This window comes from Aeromonas sp. 602396 (genome assembly GCF_049173735.1).
Lineage (GTDB): Bacteria > Pseudomonadota > Gammaproteobacteria > Enterobacterales > Aeromonadaceae > Aeromonas > Aeromonas veronii_A.
Window position 1 is genome coordinate 143,918 of the sequence record NZ_JAAKSD010000001.1, and the last position, 16,768, is coordinate 160,685.

Below are 16,768 nucleotides of genomic sequence, written 5' to 3' on the forward strand. Positions count from 1 at the left end.
GATATAAAGAGAGAGGGAGGCGTGATGCCTCCCTCTCTCTCTTATCTTGAACTATCGGAGATGGCGGTGGTTTGGCTGCCCCCATCTGCTGTGCGCTGTCAGGCAGCAGCCAGTGACCCACCGAGGAAGGCATAGGCGAAACCAAAATAGATCAGCACGCCCAACAGATCCATGATCGAGGTGAGCATGGGGGAGCTGAGGGTTGCCGGATCAGTCCCCATCTTCCGTGCGGCAAACGGCAGGACCAGACCAAGCAGGCTGCCAACCACAGTCACCGTCATGGCAGAGAGGCTGACAATCATGACGATGTCCCAGCCGATGCTCTTGCTCCAGAATGCCATCACCCCTTCCAGCAGGGCGACACCCAGCCCCAGAGCCATTGCGACGGGCAGATCGCGCCGCAGCACGAAAAAGAAGTCACGCATGCTCAGCTTGATCTGACCCATGCCCATTGCCCGGATCACCAAGGTGGCCGACTGGCTGCCCGAGTTGCCCCCCATGTCGATAATAGGGGCAATAAAGGCTGCGAGGATCAGTACTTCGCTGATGAGTTCTTCCTGAGCGGCGACCAGATTGCTGGTCAGTATGCCGAATACGGTCAAGACCGCCAGCCAGAAGAATCGGGCGCTGAACATGTTAAAGGTGCTGGATGCGCGAAGATCAAGTTCGGGACCTCCCAGCGCAGCCGTACCACCGAAGCGGGCAATCCGGTTGGCATCTTCCTCTTCGGCAACATCCATTGCATCATCCACGGTCACCATGCCGAGCAACTGCTGATCCTGATTCAATACGGGGAGGGCCAGCAGGTTGTAACGGGCGATCATCTCCGCGGCTTCGCCTTTGGGGGCATCGGCCTGAATACTCACCAGCTCGCGCTGCATAATGGCCGAGATGGGGGTTTTGCTGTCGGCGAGAAACAGTTCGCGCAGGGAGACAACCCCGATGAGGCGGCGCATTTCATCCACGACATACAGGGTATAAATACTCTCCCTGTCGGCAGCAGTGCTGCGCAGCCGTTGCAGCCCCTCTCCCACAGTGATGTCAGCCGTCAGGCTGGCACAATCCGAGCTCATGATGGAGCCGACGAGGTTTTCCGGGTAAGAGGCCAACCGTTGCGTATCCTCACGTTCTTCATCTGTCATCGCATCGAGCAGGGTCTGGCGCAAGGCTGCGGGCAGACGATTGTAGAGATCGGCTCTGTCATCGGGGGATAGGCGGGTACACAACTCCTCCAATTGGGGCTTGGCCATGGAACGTACCAGGCTGGCCTGAATATCGCTGGGCAGATGGCGGAAGATGCGTGCGGCACGCAATGCAGGAACCAGATTGAGAAAGGTATGAATATGTTTATCTGTCAGGCGGTTTATCGCTTGTGCCAGATCGACCTCATGAATATTCAGGCTGAGGCTCTGGATCCCCATACGATCCTTGTTTTGCAGCAGTACATACAGTTGTTGGTGAATATCTTGGTATTGCATTTATATATCCTTTAATACATCAGCCTGGAAAATAGAAAATAGAATTCCGACTGACATCACATCAGCAAAAATAGATAAGGAAATAACGCCCGAAAATTAATCCGGACTAGTCGCCGATACCGGCTCCAGGGTCAGGGTCCATGACACACCTCCTGATTGATGTAAAGAATCGTCATATGCTTACCCGTCAATAGCCACGCATGGGGAATGAACAGGTGTTGCACTCGGCACAAGTAAATGAAGGTGGAGCGGATCGCGGGACGGTCGTCGCCCGGCTAGCGGCTGTTGCCATCTCCCATGCCACCTTGTCAAAAGCCTTGTGGCTACTGACCTGCAGCGATAGAGGTTCGCCATCGTTGACGCACGCCAGAGGCGGAAAAACATGGCGTGATGAGGTAACAGTGGTAATGACATGGTGACCCTGATATCAGGAGAAGACCCATGCAGGCATTATTTACGCATCCAGTCTGTAGCATTGGATGGCGTCAGTAACAGACATCGAGTGAATACAGGGAAGGAATTGCACTCAGGTGCAAATAAACCGCTCTCCGCATAGTGCGAGATAGCGGCAGAACAATCTGCGGGGATCTCGCGACTCAGGTATTGGCTGACGAGCTCAACAACCTACTGTCATCTGATGAATTGCCCACTGATGGTCTCCGTTATTAATCAATGCTGCGATGCTACTGGAATGGTTCTTATTGGTAAATAATTAATCCACCGCCAGAAACATTTAGAAACATCTTTATTGATATTTTGGTAATTGAACGACAGGAATGTCGCGTATTCAGCCATATCGCATGCGTGATCGGTATTATTTACGCTGCTTTGTAGCCGAACCTGATGGTGTAATGCGTGTAACAATCTCCACCAACAGAATGACGCATAGGGTATGCCGATACCTGGCAGACCCATCGCCAGCACCCTGATCCGGTTGGTGGTGAGGTGCCCCCCTTCCTATTCACATTGTCAGGGTCGCTGCTCGCAGAATCGGGATCCGCCTTATTGAGTGGATCCTGATGAGGGATCCTCCTCACAACTCCCGCCAATTCCTGCTGTACAAATGTTATCCCGCTCACACTATTGCTGAAACGGTTTAGTTGTCATATTGAGTTAGCTAAATTGGTTTAGCTATGCTCTGGCTGTCGATAACAACAGCGCCCGTCCGGGCCACAGATGACAGGTGAGGAAGATGATGATGTTCAAGAGCAAGTTGGCGCTGGCGGTAGCGCTGGGATTGGGGATGAGCAGCCCGCTGTGGGCGGCGCAGGCGAGTATTGCAGGTGAGAGTGTCGAGGCCAGATTGGCGGCGCTGGAGGCGCGGGTACAGGCAGCCGAAGCGAGAGCCGAGGCGGCAGAGAGCCGTGCCAGTCAGGCAGAAGTGAAGGCGAGCGCGGCGAGTGAGCAGGCGCAGGCGGCCGACAACCGCAGCCAGAAGATGGATGAGAAGACAGCAGGTGCCCAGGGCTTCGAGTTTCACGGCTACGCCCGCTCGGGCCTGTTGGTCAACGGCAATGGCAACGGCGGGCGCGGCGGCCCCTACATCACGCCAGCCGGTTCGGTGGGCGGGGCCGTCGGTCGCCTTGGCAATGAGGATGACACCTATATGGAGGCCAACCTGCTGAAAACCCAGACCTTCGAGGATGGCAGCTGGGCCCGCTACAAGCTGATGCTGGCAGACGGGGTGGAGACCAGCAACGACTGGACCGCCAGCGATTCGAGCCTCAATACCCGTCAGGTGTTTGCCGAGATCGGCAATCTGGCGAGCTTCGACGGCCCCTTCAAGAATGCGGTGCTGTGGGCGGGCAAGCGCTTTGATCGCGACAACTTTGACATCCACTGGCTCGATTCCGACGTGGTGTTCCTGGCCGGTACCGGCGGCGGTGTCTACGACGTGCAGCTGGCCGATAGCTGGAAGGCCAATTTCTCCCTCTATGGCCGCGATTACGGCGACATCAGCGCCAGCGGTCTTTCCGATATCGAGAGCTACATCCTCACCATGAACAACCGCGTCGGCAACTGGCAGTGGATGGTGAACGGTCTCTCGGCCAAGGACAATGACGCCCGCATCAATGACAAGGGGGCGGGCAGCGAGGCGGCGGACAAGGGGGCACACACCCTGCTGGCCTACCACGGCGAGAGCTTCTTTGGCCTCAACCCCGGTTTTGCCAGGGCGGCGGTGTTGTATGGTCATGGGCTGGGGGCCGAGGTCAAGGGGCTGGGCTCTGACAGCGAGCTGTTGCCGGACGCCGATGCGGTGCGGGTCGCCGTGTTTGGCGCCACCGATCTCAACTCGCGCTGGCGTTTTGCCCCGGCCCTGCTGGCCGAGCAGAGTCAGGATCGCTACGTGAAAGGGGATGAGTACCGCTGGCTTACCTTCAATACCCGGGTGGCGCAGGTGCTGAGCCAGAACGTCGAGCTGGTCTACGAGGCGGCCTGGCAGTACATGGATCTCGATCCCAAGGGTTACAAGGGACGCCAGGCGGTGAACGGCAACTTCACCAAGCTCACCTTCGCCCCCACCTTCAAGGCGCAGACCGCCGGTTTCTTCGAGCGGCCCGAACTGCGGGTGTTCGCCAGCTGGATGGACTGGTCCTCCGAGCTCGACAACTACGCCAGCGACGATGCCATGGGCCAGAGCAACTTCACCGCCGGTGGCGAGTGGAACTTTGGTGTGCAGATGGAAACCTGGTTCTAGTTCGTTATCCCGATCACAAAAATGGCAGCCGGTGCCGAGATCTGTTGGTTGGCTAAAACGGTTTAGCTGATAATGCCAGCCAACAGAACAGAGTTCGGGTTTGACCGTGGATCCGATGCAGCAGTGGAGTAGCAAGGTGACGAATCGTGTGTGGGTAATGGGGGATGCGGTGGTGGACTTGATCCCGGAAGGGGCGTTGCACTACCTCAAGTGTCCGGGTGGTGCGCCCGCCAATGTGGCGGTTGGCGTGGCACGGCTGGGTGGCGATGCGGCCTTTATCGGCCGGGTTGGTGCTGACCCGTTCGGCCGCTTTATGGCCGATACCCTGAGTGGGGAGGGGGTGGATATCGGTGCGCTGCGGCTCGATCCTGACCATCGCACCTCTACCGTGCTGGTAGAACTGGATGACGAGGGGGAGCGCAGCTTCACCTTTATGGTGCGCCCCAGCGCCGACCAGTTTCTCACCCCAAATGAGTTGCCCCGCTTCAAGGCCGGTCAGTGGCTGCTGACCTGCTCCATCGCGCTCGCCAACGAGCCGGTACGCATCAGCTGCCTGCAGGCCATGGCGGACATCAAGGCGGCAGGCGGGCGGGTCTGCTTCGACCCCAACCTGCGCCCCGAGGTGTGGGGCAACCCCGCCGAGATGTTGTCTCTGGTGCGTCAGGCAATTGCACAGGCGGATGTGATCAAGCTCTCCATCGAGGAGCTGCAACTGCTGAGCGGTGAGGATGATCTGGCTGCCGGGCTTGATACGCTCTCGGGCCCGGCGCTGGTGCTGGTGACCCGGGGCGCGGCCGGGGTGGTGGCGCGTCTGGGTGGCGAGCTGTTGGAGTGGGTGGGGCAGAAAGTGACCCCGCTCGACACCACGGGGGCGGGGGATGCCTTCGTCGCCGGGCTGCTGGCGGCCCTGGCCGGGCGCTCGTCGCTGCCGACTCTGGCCGAGCTGTCCGTCATCCTGGCTCAGGCTCACGGCTGCGGGGCGCTCGCCACCACCGCCAAGGGGGCGATGACGGCGCTGCCGACCCGCTCCGAACTGGATGCCTTTATGCGATCAGGCGCAAGCGGCTGTTGAGCTGCGGCTAGAAGCCCGGCTCGACAGCCCCTACTCTCATGTGACAAGGGCCCGCCAGCGTGGCGGGTCATAAGAGGAAGAATATGAATATCAGTGCGATAGCCAAGGATCTGGTGCCCCTGCTCGGGGGCAAGGAGAACATCGTCAGCGCTGCCCACTGCGCCACCCGGCTGCGGTTGGTGCTGGCCGATGACAGCAAGGTAAACAAGGCCGCCATCGACAAGCTGGAGGGGGTCAAAGGGTGCTTTAGCAACGCGGGCCAAATTCAGGTGATCTTCGGCACCGGTCTGGTCAACAAGGTCTATGCGGAGTTTGTGGCGCTGACCGGTACCGGCACCGCCAGCAAGGCTGAGCTGACCGACATGGCGGCGGCCAAGCTCAACGTGGCCCAGCGGTTGGCGCGAACCCTCTCCAACATCTTCGTGCCGATCATTCCGGCCATCGTCGCCTCAGGTCTGCTGATGGGGCTGCTCGGCATGGTGCGCACCTACGGCTGGGCCAATGCCGACAGCGCCCTGTTTGTGATGCTCGACATGTTCAGCTCGGCGGCCTTTATCATACTGCCGATCCTCATCGGCTTTACGGCGGCGCGGGAATTTGGCGGCAACCCCTATCTCGGGGCGACCCTTGGCGGCATCCTCACCCACCCGGCGTTGACTAACGCCTGGGGCGTGGCCGGTGGTTTCAAGACCATGGACTTTTTCGGGCTGGATGTGGCGATGATCGGCTATCAGGGCACCGTCTTCCCGGTGCTCTTGGCAGTCTGGTTTATGTCCCATCTGGAGAAACAGCTGCGCAAGCGCATTCCGGATGCGCTGGATCTAATCCTCACGCCGTTCCTCACCGTCATCATCACCGGTTTCGTGGCGCTGCTCTTTATCGGCCCAGCGGGTCGGGTATTGGGGGATGGCATCTCGTTCGGTCTGAGCGCCCTCTATGAGCAGGCTGGCTGGTTGGCGGGGCTGGTGTTTGGCGGCACTTACTCGCTTATCGTCATCACCGGTATCCACCACAGCTTCCATGCCATCGAGGCGGGGCTGCTGGCCAATCCGCAAATTGGCGTCAACTTCCTGCTGCCCATCTGGGCCATGGCCAACGTGGCACAGGGTGGGGCTTGCCTCGCGGTCTACTTCAAGACTCGCGACGTGAAGATCAAGGCCATTACCGTGCCGGCTGCCATGTCCTGCCTGCTGGGTATCACGGAAGCGGCGATCTTCGGGGTGAACCTGCGCTACATCAAACCCTTCCTCGCCGGTCTGTTTGGCGGGGCCTGCGGCGGCGCCTACGTGGTGGCGGCCAAGGTGGGGATGACGGCGGTGGGGCTGACCGGTATTCCCGGCATGGCCATCGTCCAGCCCATGAGCCTTGTTCATTACATCATCGGGCTGGTGATCGCCTTTGGCGCCGCCTTCGCCGCTTCCTACCTGCTCAAGTACAAGGTGGAGTGATGAAGGAAAGCGATCTTCTCAACCAGATTGTCCGGTCGCTGCTGGCCGGACAGCTCAAGGCGGCGGCCGATCCCCATCGGCCCCGCTGGCATCTGGCAGCCCCGGTGGGGCTGCTTAACGATCCCAACGGCTTTATCGAGCACGACGGGCGCTACCACCTCTTCTACCAGTGGAACCCGCTTGGCTGCGAGCACCGCAACAAGGGCTGGGGCCATGTCACCTCCACCGATTTGCTGCATTGGCAGCACGAGCCGGTGGCGCTGTTGCCCACCGAAGCCTATGAGAGCCACGGCTGCTATTCGGGCTCTGCGGTGAGCGACGAGCAGGGGCGTCTGACCCTTATCTACACCGGCAATGTCAAATACCCGGATGGCAGCCGCACCGCCTATCAGTGTCTGGCCCGCGCCGACGGTGAGGGCGGTTTTGCCAAGCTGGGGCCTGTGCTGGATCTGCCCGCAGGCTACAGCGGCCATGTGCGCGACCCCAAGGTGTGGCACGACGGCCAGCAGTGGCTAATGGTGCTGGGGGCCCGCACCCTGGATGACAAGGGCGAAGTGCTGCTCTATCGCGGCGACACCCTGCAAAGCTGGCAGCGGGTGGGGCCCATCGCCGGTAGCGGGCGCGGGGGGCTGGGTGAGTTTGGCTATATGTGGGAGTGCCCGGATCTCTTCCCGCTGGGGGAGCGCCATGTGCTGATCAGCTGCCCGCAGGGGATTGCCCCGGCAGGCGAGCATTATCGCAACCTCTACCAGTGCGGCTGGCTTTCTGGCAACTTCGACGGCGAGCGCTTCGAGCACGGGGCTTTCCACGAGCTGGACCGGGGCTTCGAGTTCTATGCGCCGCAAACCACTCGGGACAGTCAGGGTCGCCGCCTCCTGTTTGGCTGGTTGGGGCTGCCGGAGGAGAACGAGATGAGCCAGCCTACGGTCGCTTACGGCTGGATCCACCAGATGAGCTGCCCGCGGGAGCTGTTCTGGCAGGATGAGTGGCTTTGCCAGCGGCCGGTGGCGGAGCTTGCGGCGCTCAAGGGAGAACTGACCCGCTTCGAGGGGACGCTTGGCGAATTTCCGGGGCTGGCCATCGACTCGGCCTGGCTCGATCTGGATCTCTGCGGTGAGGGGAGCCTCTGTTTCGGCGCCGTGGCCGAGCTGGTGTGGCAGCCGGACCGCATCACCTTGCGGCGCCAGAACTGGCAGAGCGGAGCGTGGGAGACTCGCAGCAGCCCATGGGCTGGCGGGCGGATCACCGTGCTGTGCGATCGCTCCAGTCTGGAGTGTTTCATCGATGAGGGTCGCCACAGCCTGTCGGCGCGCTACTTCCCCGGGGAGAAGCCGCAACTATCATCAGGTAGCGGCGATGATGGCTGCAAAATTTGCCTCAATCACTGGCCGCTGTCGGCATGCCTAGTACAATAGCCCGGTTCTAGTCAGCCGGGAGGCCAGGTGGAGAAGAAGAAACGGATCACGATTGCCCAGATCGCCGAACTGGCGGGGGTGTCCAAGGCGACCGCCAGTCTGGTGCTCAACGGGAAGAGTGCGGAGTACCGCATTGCCGATGATACCCGCAAGCGCATTCAGGCGGTGGCGGAGGAGTGTCACTACCTGCCGAGCTTTCATGCCCGCTCCCTGCGCGAGACCCGCAGCTACACCTGGGGGTTGGTGATCCCCGATCTCACCAACTTCGGTTTTGCCCGCATCGCCCGCGCCCTCGAGGCCCACTGCCGGGAGGCGGGTATCCAGCTGCTGATCGCCTGCTCCGAGGATGATCCCGCCCTCGAGCAGCGGGTGGTGGACAACCTCATCAGCCGCCAGGTGGATGGGCTGATTGTCGCCTCCAGCGGCCACAGCGATGACATCTATGCCCGCATCCACGACCGCCTGCCGGTGGTGCAGCTCGACCGCCATATTGGCGAGTCGCGCCTGCCCATGGTGATCTCCGATGCCTGCAAGGCCACCGCCGAGCTGGTGCGGGATATGGCCAGCGAGTGCGGCGAGCAGATCTACTACTTCGGCGGTTTGCTGGATCTCTCCCCCAGCCGTCACCGGCTGGCGGGCTATGAGCTGGGGCTCCATCGCGCCGGTTTTGAAGCCGATGCCGCCCGGGTGCGCCATCGCGACTACCAGCCGAGCTCCGGTTATCAGCTGATGGCTGAGCTGGTGGCCGAGCTGGGAGCCCCTCCCAGGGGGCTCTTTACCGCCTCCTTTACCCTGCTGGAAGGGGTACTGCGCTACCTCAACGAGGCGGGGTTGATGGAGACAGGGATGCGGCTGTGCACCTTCGACGATCACGACCTGCTCGACTGCATTCCCATGCGAATCGACTCGGTGGCGCAGGATTGTCCGGCGCTGGCCCTCGCCGCTTTCGAGCTGATGCAGCAACTGATTGCGGGCAATCCCCCGGCGCAGACTGCCCAGGTGATCACCCCCAGGGTGCGCTGGCGCAGCCGCCGCTAGCCACTCTTCGCCCATCCCATATGAGAAAGCCCCGCCATTGCTGGCGGGGCTTTTTGCCGTTGGTGGATGGAGCCATGACTCTGATCGACAACTCAATCCGTGGTGCTGGCGCGCCAGAATATCTGCTTGATATGGGGATGAATGCCGAGTTTCACCATCAGGGCGTCGAGCTCGTCACCATCGATGGAGGTAGCCAGCAGCACCGCCGAGATCTCCAGATCCCTCTCGCCAAACGGCTCGATGTCGAGCTCGCTCATGGGATAGTTGGCCTGCTCCAGCATCTCCTCGAGCCAGTGCAGCACCTCCTTCTGATGCTCGCGCGGGGTCAGGGCTGTCACCTTGTAGGTAACTTCTGTGTCCAGATTGTCTACCGGGCGACGGTTGATCTGGTTGACCAGCGGTCTCAGCAGGGTGTTGGCGGCCAGCACGAACAGGGCGCCCAGAATGGCCTCCATGGCGAGCCCGGCGCCACAGGCGGCGCCGACCGCAGCTACACCCCACAGGGTGGCGGCGGTGTTGATGCCACGGATATTGCCCGACTCGCGCATGATGACGCCGGCGCCGAGAAAGCCGATGCCGGAGACAATATAGGCCACCACATGGACCACGTTGTAGTTGCCGCCGTGCAGGTCATAGATTCGCTGGGCCAGGCTGACGAACAGGGCGGCTCCCACGGCGACCAGCACGTTGGTGCGCAGGCCCGCGGTACGTTGGCGGTACTGGCGCTCCAGCCCGACCAGACTGCCGAGCACAAAGGCGAGCAGCAGGCTAGCCAGAGTGTCGAGCAGTGAGAGCATGTCTAGTTGTTGCCACATCTTCATGGCGTACTCCTTCTTATGAAAGCTGGCTTGGCACAATCCATGATGAAACGCCGGGTGGCGGATGGATCAGAGGGGGATTGAGCGGATGGCCAGCAGAAAAACGCAGCGTCCCGGGTTTAGCTTCCGGGGCGCGAGCATCATCAGATGCCCTGACGCTCGGAGAGGACGCAACAAGTGGGGCCAGCGTGGCTGGCCCCTTGAACGGTCGTTAGTGCAGCAGGATGCGCGTCAGTTGAGTTCGGGAGCCGTGTCGATGCGCGGACGCAGCTCCCAGCGCACCGGATGCGCTACTCCGACCTGATGAACAAACTGCACCAGATAGCGGCGCTGGGGTGGAGTGCAGTGCACATTGAGCACCAGCTCTCGCCCGCCGCTGCGACCCGGTTTCATCGATTGCATCGGTTGCAGTCCGGCCGGTTGCAGGGTGTGGCTCACCATATCCAGCACCTGCTCCATATCGGCGCGATCCTCGCAGCGGATCTGCAGCCTATAGTGGTGCTGGCGCGGTTTGCCGCCCAGCCAGCGTGGCAACATGCCGCGCCCCAGCTTGCTCAGCAGGGGGTGAGCCCGGGGTGCAACAGAACCTGTTGCGACCGCGCGATCCGCAGCCGGTTTGATTGAGATAAAACGCATAGCAGCCTCCTTGTGGGAAGCAGAAACTATGCAGGCAAGGTGCCATGGCAAAGCCAGATCACCTGACGTCAAGTGTGAAATAAAGAGAAGAGGGGAGTGGATTTCCGCTTCTCGCAGGGTTGCGAGCATGCGGCAGAGAAAGACCTGCGGCTAGCTCGCGACCTTGATACCGACGATGAGGGTCGGTCTACAACTGTCACTTGATGAGTTGCCCACTGATGGTCTCCGCTGTGTTAAGAACGGCAAAATCGTACTCATCCAGAGCGGTGAGGTAAAGCCTTATCGACCTTCCAGCAACATTTAGATACAAGTTTGTCAATAATGGGGCCGACTGGCTACCTCCATAAGCATCAGGGAGCGACGATAGCCATCGCCGCGCGATGACGCCCCGCTAGCAGGACCGCCCCTGTCTTGCGCGACCTGTTACTTCAGCACCAGGCGCTTGAGGAGCATGGCGGCCGGGCAGAAACCGGTGAATGCGCTCTGGATCAGGTTGACCCCGACAAAGGCACTCAACCAGACAAAGCCCGGATGAACCCAGGTGGTAAGGATCAGCGAGAGCAGCAACATGCAACCCGCGACGATTCTGACTCCGTTATCTACTGTCATGGTCTTTCTCCTTTTCTACTTTAGATATTGCTAATTTAGTGTTGTTTTATACAATAGAACAAATATCAGCAATTGCTAATTTACTCTTATGAGCCAATTCGACGAGATGAACAGACATGCGACAGCCGCCGCCTCCCTGCTCAAGGCGTTGGCTCATCCCGAACGCCTGATGGTGCTCTGCCAGCTGGTGGAGGGGGAGAAGGGGGTCGGGGAGCTGCTGGCCCATAGCCAACTCGGGCAGTCGGCCTTCTCCCAGCAACTTTCGGTATTGAAGCGCCATGGCCTGATCCGTTCACGCAAGGTCTCCCAGCAGATCTACTACTCGCTGGTGAGCGAGGCGGCCGTCGATGTGCTGGCGGCGTTGCAAACCCATTTTTGTCACTCAGAAAATAAAGAATCTTGATGATGGAAAGCCAATGGCTGCTCTCTTTGGGCGGCGGCATGCTGGCGGGGCTGTCGGCCCTGATCCTGATGTTGTTCAACGGCCGGGTGGCCGGGATCAGCGGCATTCTGGCCGGTGCGCTGCAACACCGTGCGCACTGGCGAGTGCTGTTTCTGCTGGGGCTCGGGGCGGGCGCCTGGTTGGCGCTGACTCTGGGTTGGGCCCGCATGCCCGCATTCACCACCTTGCCCGGCTGGCCTGTGGTGCTGCTGGCAGGTCTGCTGGTCGGCATCGGTACCCGTCTTGGCAATGGCTGCACCAGCGGCCACGGCATCTGTGGTATGGGGCGGCTCTCCCTGCGCTCCATCGTCGCCACCCTGACCTTTATGGCGGCAGGCTTTATCACCGTCTTCGTCACTCATCATCTGCTGTAAGGGGCTGATCGCCATGAAGTTGCTGACAAGTTTGTTTGCGGGTGTGTTGTTCGGACTGGGGATGGCCATCTCCGGCATGATGGATCCCGCCCGGGTCACCGGTTTTCTCGATCTGGCCGGGGCCTGGGATCCCAGCCTTGCCTTCGTGATGGGGGGCGCCCTGCTGGTCTTTATGCCGGGTTATTTTCTGCTGGTGAAACCCCGTCGCCAGAGTGTGCTGGGGGAGCCCATCGCCGCCGTACCGGCCCCCAGGCTGGATCGCCGTCTGATCGGCGGGGCCGCGCTGTTTGGCATCGGCTGGGGGCTGGTGGGCATCTGTCCTGGGCCTGCTCTGAGTCTCATTTCCAGCGGGCAGCCCATGATAATGTTGTTTATAGCGGCCATGGTGGCCGGGATCTTGCTTTTTGACAGAGGGCTGGCCAGGGTGCTGGCTCGGAACAAGGATAAGGGGGGCCAGTCCCATACCGCCTGATCCCGTGAAGTGACTGATGATGCCAGGGAAGGAGAGTAATGATGGAAAAGATCCGGTTGCTAGGGATCATCTTGCTGGTGATGACATCGCAGGCCATGACATCGCAGGCCATGACATCCCCCCGGGCCCTTGCCGCAGACGGGGAGCCAAAGCCCCTGTTGACAGTGGCGCCACAGCCGGTGACCGACTGGCTGACGCTGGATGGCACCGTCAGTGCCATCAATCAGGGGACGGTGGCGGCCCAGACCAGCGGCCGGGTCTCCCGCATGCTGGTGGATGTGAACGATCAGGTGCAGGCGGGGCAACCGCTGCTGGAGATCAGCGGCAAAGAGCAGTTTGCCGCCGTCACGGGGGCCGAGGCGCGGCTGGCCCGGGCACAGGCCCAGCAAGTGGAAGCCGAGCGCCAGCTTGCCCGTTTTCAGGCGCTGATTGCCAAGGGGGTGATCACCCGCGCCCAGCTCGATAATGCCCAGGCGACTGATCGCGCCGCTCGCGCCGAGGTGAATGCTGCCGATGCGGCTCTCACTCAAGCCCGCGAGGCCTACGGTTATACCCGCATTCTGGCTCCCTATGCCGGGGTAGTGACCAAGAGGCTGGTAGAGCTGGGGGAGACTGTCGCCCCCGGTACCCCGCTGCTCTCCGGCTTCTCTCTCGACACCTTGCGGGTGGAGGTGGAGTTGCCCCAATCCGCCCTGACGCTGGCTCGTGAGCCTGCGGATGTGCAGGTGCTGCTGCCGGATGGCAAGTCTGTTACCCCGGTCAAATTGACCCGCTTCAACTATGCCGACAGCCAGAGCCACGCCTTCAGGTTGCGCCTCGACTTGCCGCCGCAAACCGCCGGGGTATTGCCCGGCATGTGGCTCAAGGTGCAGCTCAAGCAGGGTGAACGTCAGGTGTTGCAGGTGCCGGATCGCGCCCTGCTGCGGCAAGGGGAGTTCAACGGCATCTATCTGCAGCAACCCGCTGGCTGGGCCCTGACACCAGTGCGGGTCGGCCATTGCGTCGAGGGACAGTGCGAGATCCTGGCCGGGCTGCAAGCCGGTGACAAACTGGCCCCCGATGCCTGGGCGCAGCAGCAGGAGGTGGCTCATGAGTAGCGAGCTGAACGGCAACAAGGAGAGGCTGGGGCCTGCCGGTCGGCTGGCTGCGCTGTTTCAGGGCTCGGCCATCACCCCGCTGCTGGCGCTGGTGGGGCTGTTGCTCGGCCTGTTTGCGGTGCTGGTGACCCCCAAGGAGGAGGAGCCGCAGATCGATGTCACCTTCGCCGATGTCTACATTCCCTTCCCGGGAGCCACTCCGGCTGAAGTGGCCTCTCTCGTCACCACCCCTGCCGAGCAGGTGGTCTCCAAAATAAAGGGCATTGATACCCTCTACTCTTTTTCCCAACCCGATGGCGCCCTGCTGGTGGTGGTGTTCAAGGTAGGGGTGAGCCGCGAGCAGGCCATCGTCGATCTCAACAACCAGCTCGACTCCAACCGCGATTGGCTGCCACAGGGGATTGGAGTCGGTCAGCCACTGGTGAAACCCCGGGGGATCGATGATGTCCCCATCGTCAGTCTGACCTTATGGAGTAAAGAGGGGAGCAAGCAACTGGGGGCACCCGAGCTGACCCGGGTCGCCCATGAGCTGGAGACCGAACTCAAGCGCATTCCCGGTACCCGCGATATTTACACGCTGGGCAGCCAGAGTGCCTTGTTGCGGGTGATGCCGGATCCGGCGGCCCTTAGCGCCCACGGCATCAGCTGGGGCGATCTGAGCCAGCGACTGGCGGCCGCCAATCAGGTGGGCCCGACACAGGCCATCGAGCAAGATAACCGGGAGATCAAGGTGCAGGTGGGGCAGTTCCTGCAAAACGAGCAGCAGGCCCGCGAGCTGGTAGTGGGGCTGCACGACGGCAAGCCGGTCTATCTGGGGGAGGTGGCCAGGGTCTCTCTGGGTCAGGAGACCCCGACCAAGCGCAGCTGGATGGGGATGGGGCAAGCCAGTTATCCGGCGGTGACCCTGGCCATCGGCAAGCAGCCGGGCCAGAACGCGGTCGATGTGGCCAAGCGGGTGGAGGCGCGGGTCGAGAGTTTGCAGAACCGGCTTATCCCGGCAGGAGTCGAGGTGACGGTGACCCGGGACTACGGCGTCACCGCCGAGACCAAATCCAACACCCTGATCGGCAAGCTGATTTTTGCCACCACGGCGGTGGTGCTGCTGGTACTGGTGAGCATGGGTTGGCGCGAGGCGCTGGTAGTTGGCGTTGCCATCGTCATCACCCTGGCGCTGACCCTGTTTGCCAGCTGGGCCTGGGGCTTTACCCTCAACCGGGTGTCGCTGTTTGCGCTGATCTTCTCCATCGGCATTCTGGTGGATGACGCCATAGTCGTGGTGGAGAACATCCACCGCCATCGCGGTCTGGGCAAGGGGGCGCTCAAGGAGCTTATTCCGGGGGCGGTTGATGAGGTAGGGGGGCCGACCATACTGGCGACCCTGACCGTGATCGCGGCCCTGCTGCCGATGGCCTTTGTCAGCGGTCTGATGGGCCCTTACATGAGCCCCATCCCCATCAATGCCAGCATGGGGATGCTCATCTCCCTGCTGGTGGCTTTTATCTTCTCCCCCTGGCTGGCGAGCCATTTGCTCAAGGGGGAGGTGCACGGTGCCCACGGCGAGGCCAAGGCAGGTCTTTTTCACCGGCTGATGACTCCTTTCCTGATCGGTGATGGCGCCAAGCGCGCCAGACGCAAACTCTGGCTGGTGGTGTTGCTGCTGGTCGGGGCCGCCACCGCCATGCCGGTGGTGCAGTGGGTGGTGCTCAAGATGCTCCCTTTTGACAACAAGTCGGAGTTCCAGCTGGTGCTCGATATGCCGGAGGGGGCGACCCTGGAGCAGACCGAGCGCACCCTGCTGGCGGTCGGGCGGGAGCTTGCCAAGGTGGAGGAGGTGAAGGATTACCAGGTCTATGCCGGTACCGCTGCCCCCATCAACTTCAATGGCCTGGTGCGCCACTACTTTATCCGCAGCGGCGCCAACGTGGGGGATATTCAGGTCAATCTGGTGGACAAGCATGAGCGGGATCGCAGCAGTCACCAGATTGCCCAGTCGGTTCGGGAGCCGCTGCAGGCCATCGCCAGTGCGGCAGGGGGCAACCTGAAAGTCGTTGAGGTGCCGCCCGGCCCACCTGTCTGGTCTCCCATAGTCGCAGAAGTGTATGGCCCGACGCCTGCCGCCCGTGAAGCGGCGGCTCGCGCCGTACAGGCCCGTTTTGTGGCCACGGCGGATCTGGTGGATGTGGATATCTATCTGACCGACCCGCAGCCCAAGTGGCGGCTGGTGGTGGATCGCAGCAAGGCGGCCCTGCTCGGGGTCGATCTCGGGGATCTGGTGAACACCCTCAATGGCGGGGTGGGTTATCAGGATGCTAGCTGGCTGCAGGGTCACGGCGCCAAGTATCCGGTGCCGATCCGCATCGAACTGGCACCCGGTGACAAACGGGATCTGGCGGGCGTACTGGCCCTCAAGGTGCGCAGCCAGAGCGGCCAGTTGGTGCGGGTCTCCGAGCTGGTGAGTCGCCGTGATGAGGTGGCCCCCAGCTATATCATGCACAAGAACATGCAGCCCATGGTGATGGTGGTGGCCGACATGGGTGGCCATACTGACAGCCCGCTCTACGGCATGTTTGCCGCCGGTGCCGATATCGACCTGCCCCAATATTACGTACAGCAGCCGGATAAACTGGGAGAGGTGGCGCTGTTGTGGGACGGGGAGTGGAAGATCACCTACGAGACCTTCCGCGACATGGGGATTGCCTACGGGGTGGGGATGATCCTCATCTACCTGCTGGTGGTGGCCCAGTTCCGCTCCTATCTGGTGCCACTCATCATCATGGCTCCCATTCCGCTCACCATCATAGGGGTGATGCCGGGCCACGCCCTGCTGGGGGCCCAGTTTACCGCCACCTCGATGATCGGGATGATCGCCCTGGCCGGGATCATCGTACGCAACAGCATCCTGCTGGTGGACTTTATCGAGCAGCAGCGCAGCGCCGGAGTGGCGTTCGAGCAGGCGGTGATCGAAGCGGCGCAGGTGCGGGCCAAACCCATCATGCTGACGGCGCTGGCGGCGATGATCGGGGCTCTGTTTATCCTCGATGATCCCATCTTCAACGGACTGGCCATCAGCCTGATTTTCGGGATCCTGGTCTCCACTTTGCTCACCCTGGTGGTGATACCCTTGCTCTATTATGCCCTGCTCTCCCGACGCTCATGACGGGAGTCACTAGC

14 protein-coding genes are annotated in these 16,768 nt (G+C 61.5%); 10 read left to right on the top strand and 4 right to left on the bottom strand.

Annotated elements, in window-relative coordinates:
* Positions 1 to 98: 98 nt before the first annotated feature.
* Entirely contained in the window at positions 99 to 1,478 is a 1,380-nt protein-coding gene (mgtE, locus tag G5229_RS00650) for a magnesium transporter (protein ID WP_216954257.1), read from the bottom strand.
* 1,192 nt (positions 1,479 to 2,670) lie between these two features.
* Here mgtE and G5229_RS00655 point away from each other — a divergent pair.
* The 5 genes from G5229_RS00655 to G5229_RS00675 all read left to right on the top strand — a co-directional run bounded on the left by G5229_RS00655 (position 2,671) and on the right by G5229_RS00675 (position 9,149).
* The gene (locus G5229_RS00655; protein ID WP_421208029.1) at positions 2,671 to 4,176 is read left to right on the top strand and encodes a carbohydrate porin; all 1,506 of its coding nucleotides are present in this window, start codon (positions 2,671 to 2,673) and stop codon (positions 4,174 to 4,176) included.
* 115 nt (positions 4,177 to 4,291) lie between these two features.
* The gene (locus G5229_RS00660) at positions 4,292 to 5,248 is read left to right on the top strand and encodes an aminoimidazole riboside kinase (RefSeq protein WP_421208031.1); all 957 of its coding nucleotides are present in this window, start codon (positions 4,292 to 4,294) and stop codon (positions 5,246 to 5,248) included.
* A gap of 83 nt (positions 5,249 to 5,331) precedes the next feature.
* The gene (locus G5229_RS00665) at positions 5,332 to 6,696 is read left to right on the top strand and encodes a sucrose-specific PTS transporter subunit IIBC (RefSeq protein ID WP_421208033.1); all 1,365 of its coding nucleotides are present in this window, start codon (positions 5,332 to 5,334) and stop codon (positions 6,694 to 6,696) included.
* Entirely contained in the window at positions 6,696 to 8,111 is a 1,416-nt protein-coding gene (locus G5229_RS00670; RefSeq protein WP_421208035.1) for a glycoside hydrolase family 32 protein, read from the top strand. The genes G5229_RS00665 and G5229_RS00670 overlap by 1 nt, the downstream gene beginning before the upstream one ends.
* Before the next feature lie 27 nt (positions 8,112 to 8,138).
* A complete protein-coding gene (locus G5229_RS00675; RefSeq protein ID WP_139740684.1) occupies positions 8,139 to 9,149 on the top strand; it encodes a substrate-binding domain-containing protein in 1,011 nt (336 codons plus the stop codon).
* 92 nt (positions 9,150 to 9,241) lie between these two features.
* Here G5229_RS00675 and G5229_RS00680 read toward each other — a convergent pair whose 3' ends face one another.
* The 3 genes from G5229_RS00680 to G5229_RS00690 all read right to left on the bottom strand — a co-directional run bounded on the left by G5229_RS00680 (position 9,242) and on the right by G5229_RS00690 (position 11,212).
* On the bottom strand, positions 9,242 to 9,970 hold the full coding sequence (locus tag G5229_RS00680) for an MgtC/SapB family protein (RefSeq protein ID WP_201990472.1): 729 nt from the start codon (positions 9,968 to 9,970) through the stop codon (positions 9,242 to 9,244).
* A gap of 228 nt (positions 9,971 to 10,198) precedes the next feature.
* Entirely contained in the window at positions 10,199 to 10,603 is a 405-nt protein-coding gene (locus G5229_RS00685) for a hypothetical protein (RefSeq protein ID WP_244775063.1), read from the bottom strand.
* A 423-nt stretch (positions 10,604 to 11,026) separates the two neighbouring features.
* The gene (locus tag G5229_RS00690) at positions 11,027 to 11,212 is read right to left on the bottom strand and encodes a YgaP family membrane protein (protein ID WP_244775065.1); all 186 of its coding nucleotides are present in this window, start codon (positions 11,210 to 11,212) and stop codon (positions 11,027 to 11,029) included.
* A gap of 88 nt (positions 11,213 to 11,300) precedes the next feature.
* Between G5229_RS00690 and G5229_RS00695 the strand changes: the two genes are divergently transcribed.
* From G5229_RS00695 to G5229_RS00715, 5 genes are read left to right on the top strand one after another with little or no spacing between them, the layout of a single operon-like run.
* Positions 11,301 to 11,615 carry an ArsR/SmtB family transcription factor gene (locus G5229_RS00695; RefSeq protein ID WP_421208038.1) on the top strand — a complete coding sequence of 105 codons (315 nt, stop codon included), beginning with the start codon at positions 11,301 to 11,303 and terminating at the stop codon, positions 11,613 to 11,615.
* Positions 11,615 to 12,028 (top strand): YeeE/YedE family protein, encoded by a 414-nt coding sequence (locus G5229_RS00700; RefSeq protein ID WP_421208040.1) that lies wholly within the window; start codon positions 11,615 to 11,617, stop codon positions 12,026 to 12,028. The genes G5229_RS00695 and G5229_RS00700 overlap by 1 nt, the downstream gene beginning before the upstream one ends.
* 13 nt (positions 12,029 to 12,041) lie before the next feature.
* Entirely contained in the window at positions 12,042 to 12,500 is a 459-nt protein-coding gene (locus G5229_RS00705) for a DUF6691 family protein (protein ID WP_407959274.1), read from the top strand.
* Positions 12,501 to 12,541: 41 nt separating this feature from the next.
* On the top strand, positions 12,542 to 13,597 hold the full coding sequence (locus G5229_RS00710; protein ID WP_421208504.1) for an efflux RND transporter periplasmic adaptor subunit: 1,056 nt from the start codon (positions 12,542 to 12,544) through the stop codon (positions 13,595 to 13,597).
* A complete protein-coding gene (locus G5229_RS00715; RefSeq protein WP_421208042.1) occupies positions 13,590 to 16,754 on the top strand; it encodes an efflux RND transporter permease subunit in 3,165 nt (1,054 codons plus the stop codon). The genes G5229_RS00710 and G5229_RS00715 overlap by 8 nt, the downstream gene beginning before the upstream one ends.
* Positions 16,755 to 16,768: the final 14 nt, after the last annotated feature.

Bases quoted from the DNA above. Each gene is read 5' to 3' on its own strand.
- G5229_RS00670 (WP_421208035.1), top strand. From the start codon at position 6,696: ATGAAGGAAAGCGATCTTCTCAACCAGATTGTCCGGTCGCTGCTGGCC.
- G5229_RS00715 (WP_421208042.1), top strand. From the start codon at position 13,590: ATGAGTAGCGAGCTGAACGGCAACAAGGAGAGGCTGGGGCCTGCCGGT.
- G5229_RS00685 (WP_244775063.1), bottom strand. From the start codon at position 10,603: ATGCGTTTTATCTCAATCAAACCGGCTGCGGATCGCGCGGTCGCAACA.
- G5229_RS00705 (WP_407959274.1), top strand. From the start codon at position 12,042: ATGAAGTTGCTGACAAGTTTGTTTGCGGGTGTGTTGTTCGGACTGGGG.
- G5229_RS00660 (WP_421208031.1), top strand. From the start codon at position 4,292: ATGCAGCAGTGGAGTAGCAAGGTGACGAATCGTGTGTGGGTAATGGGG.
- G5229_RS00655 (WP_421208029.1), top strand. From the start codon at position 2,671: ATGATGATGTTCAAGAGCAAGTTGGCGCTGGCGGTAGCGCTGGGATTG.
- G5229_RS00680 (WP_201990472.1), bottom strand. From the start codon at position 9,970: ATGAAGATGTGGCAACAACTAGACATGCTCTCACTGCTCGACACTCTG.
- G5229_RS00665 (WP_421208033.1), top strand. From the start codon at position 5,332: ATGAATATCAGTGCGATAGCCAAGGATCTGGTGCCCCTGCTCGGGGGC.
- mgtE (WP_216954257.1), bottom strand. From the start codon at position 1,478: ATGCAATACCAAGATATTCACCAACAACTGTATGTACTGCTGCAAAAC.
- G5229_RS00690 (WP_244775065.1), bottom strand. From the start codon at position 11,212: ATGACAGTAGATAACGGAGTCAGAATCGTCGCGGGTTGCATGTTGCTG.
- G5229_RS00710 (WP_421208504.1), top strand. From the start codon at position 12,542: ATGGAAAAGATCCGGTTGCTAGGGATCATCTTGCTGGTGATGACATCG.
- G5229_RS00700 (WP_421208040.1), top strand. From the start codon at position 11,615: ATGATGGAAAGCCAATGGCTGCTCTCTTTGGGCGGCGGCATGCTGGCG.
- G5229_RS00695 (WP_421208038.1), top strand. From the start codon at position 11,301: ATGAGCCAATTCGACGAGATGAACAGACATGCGACAGCCGCCGCCTCC.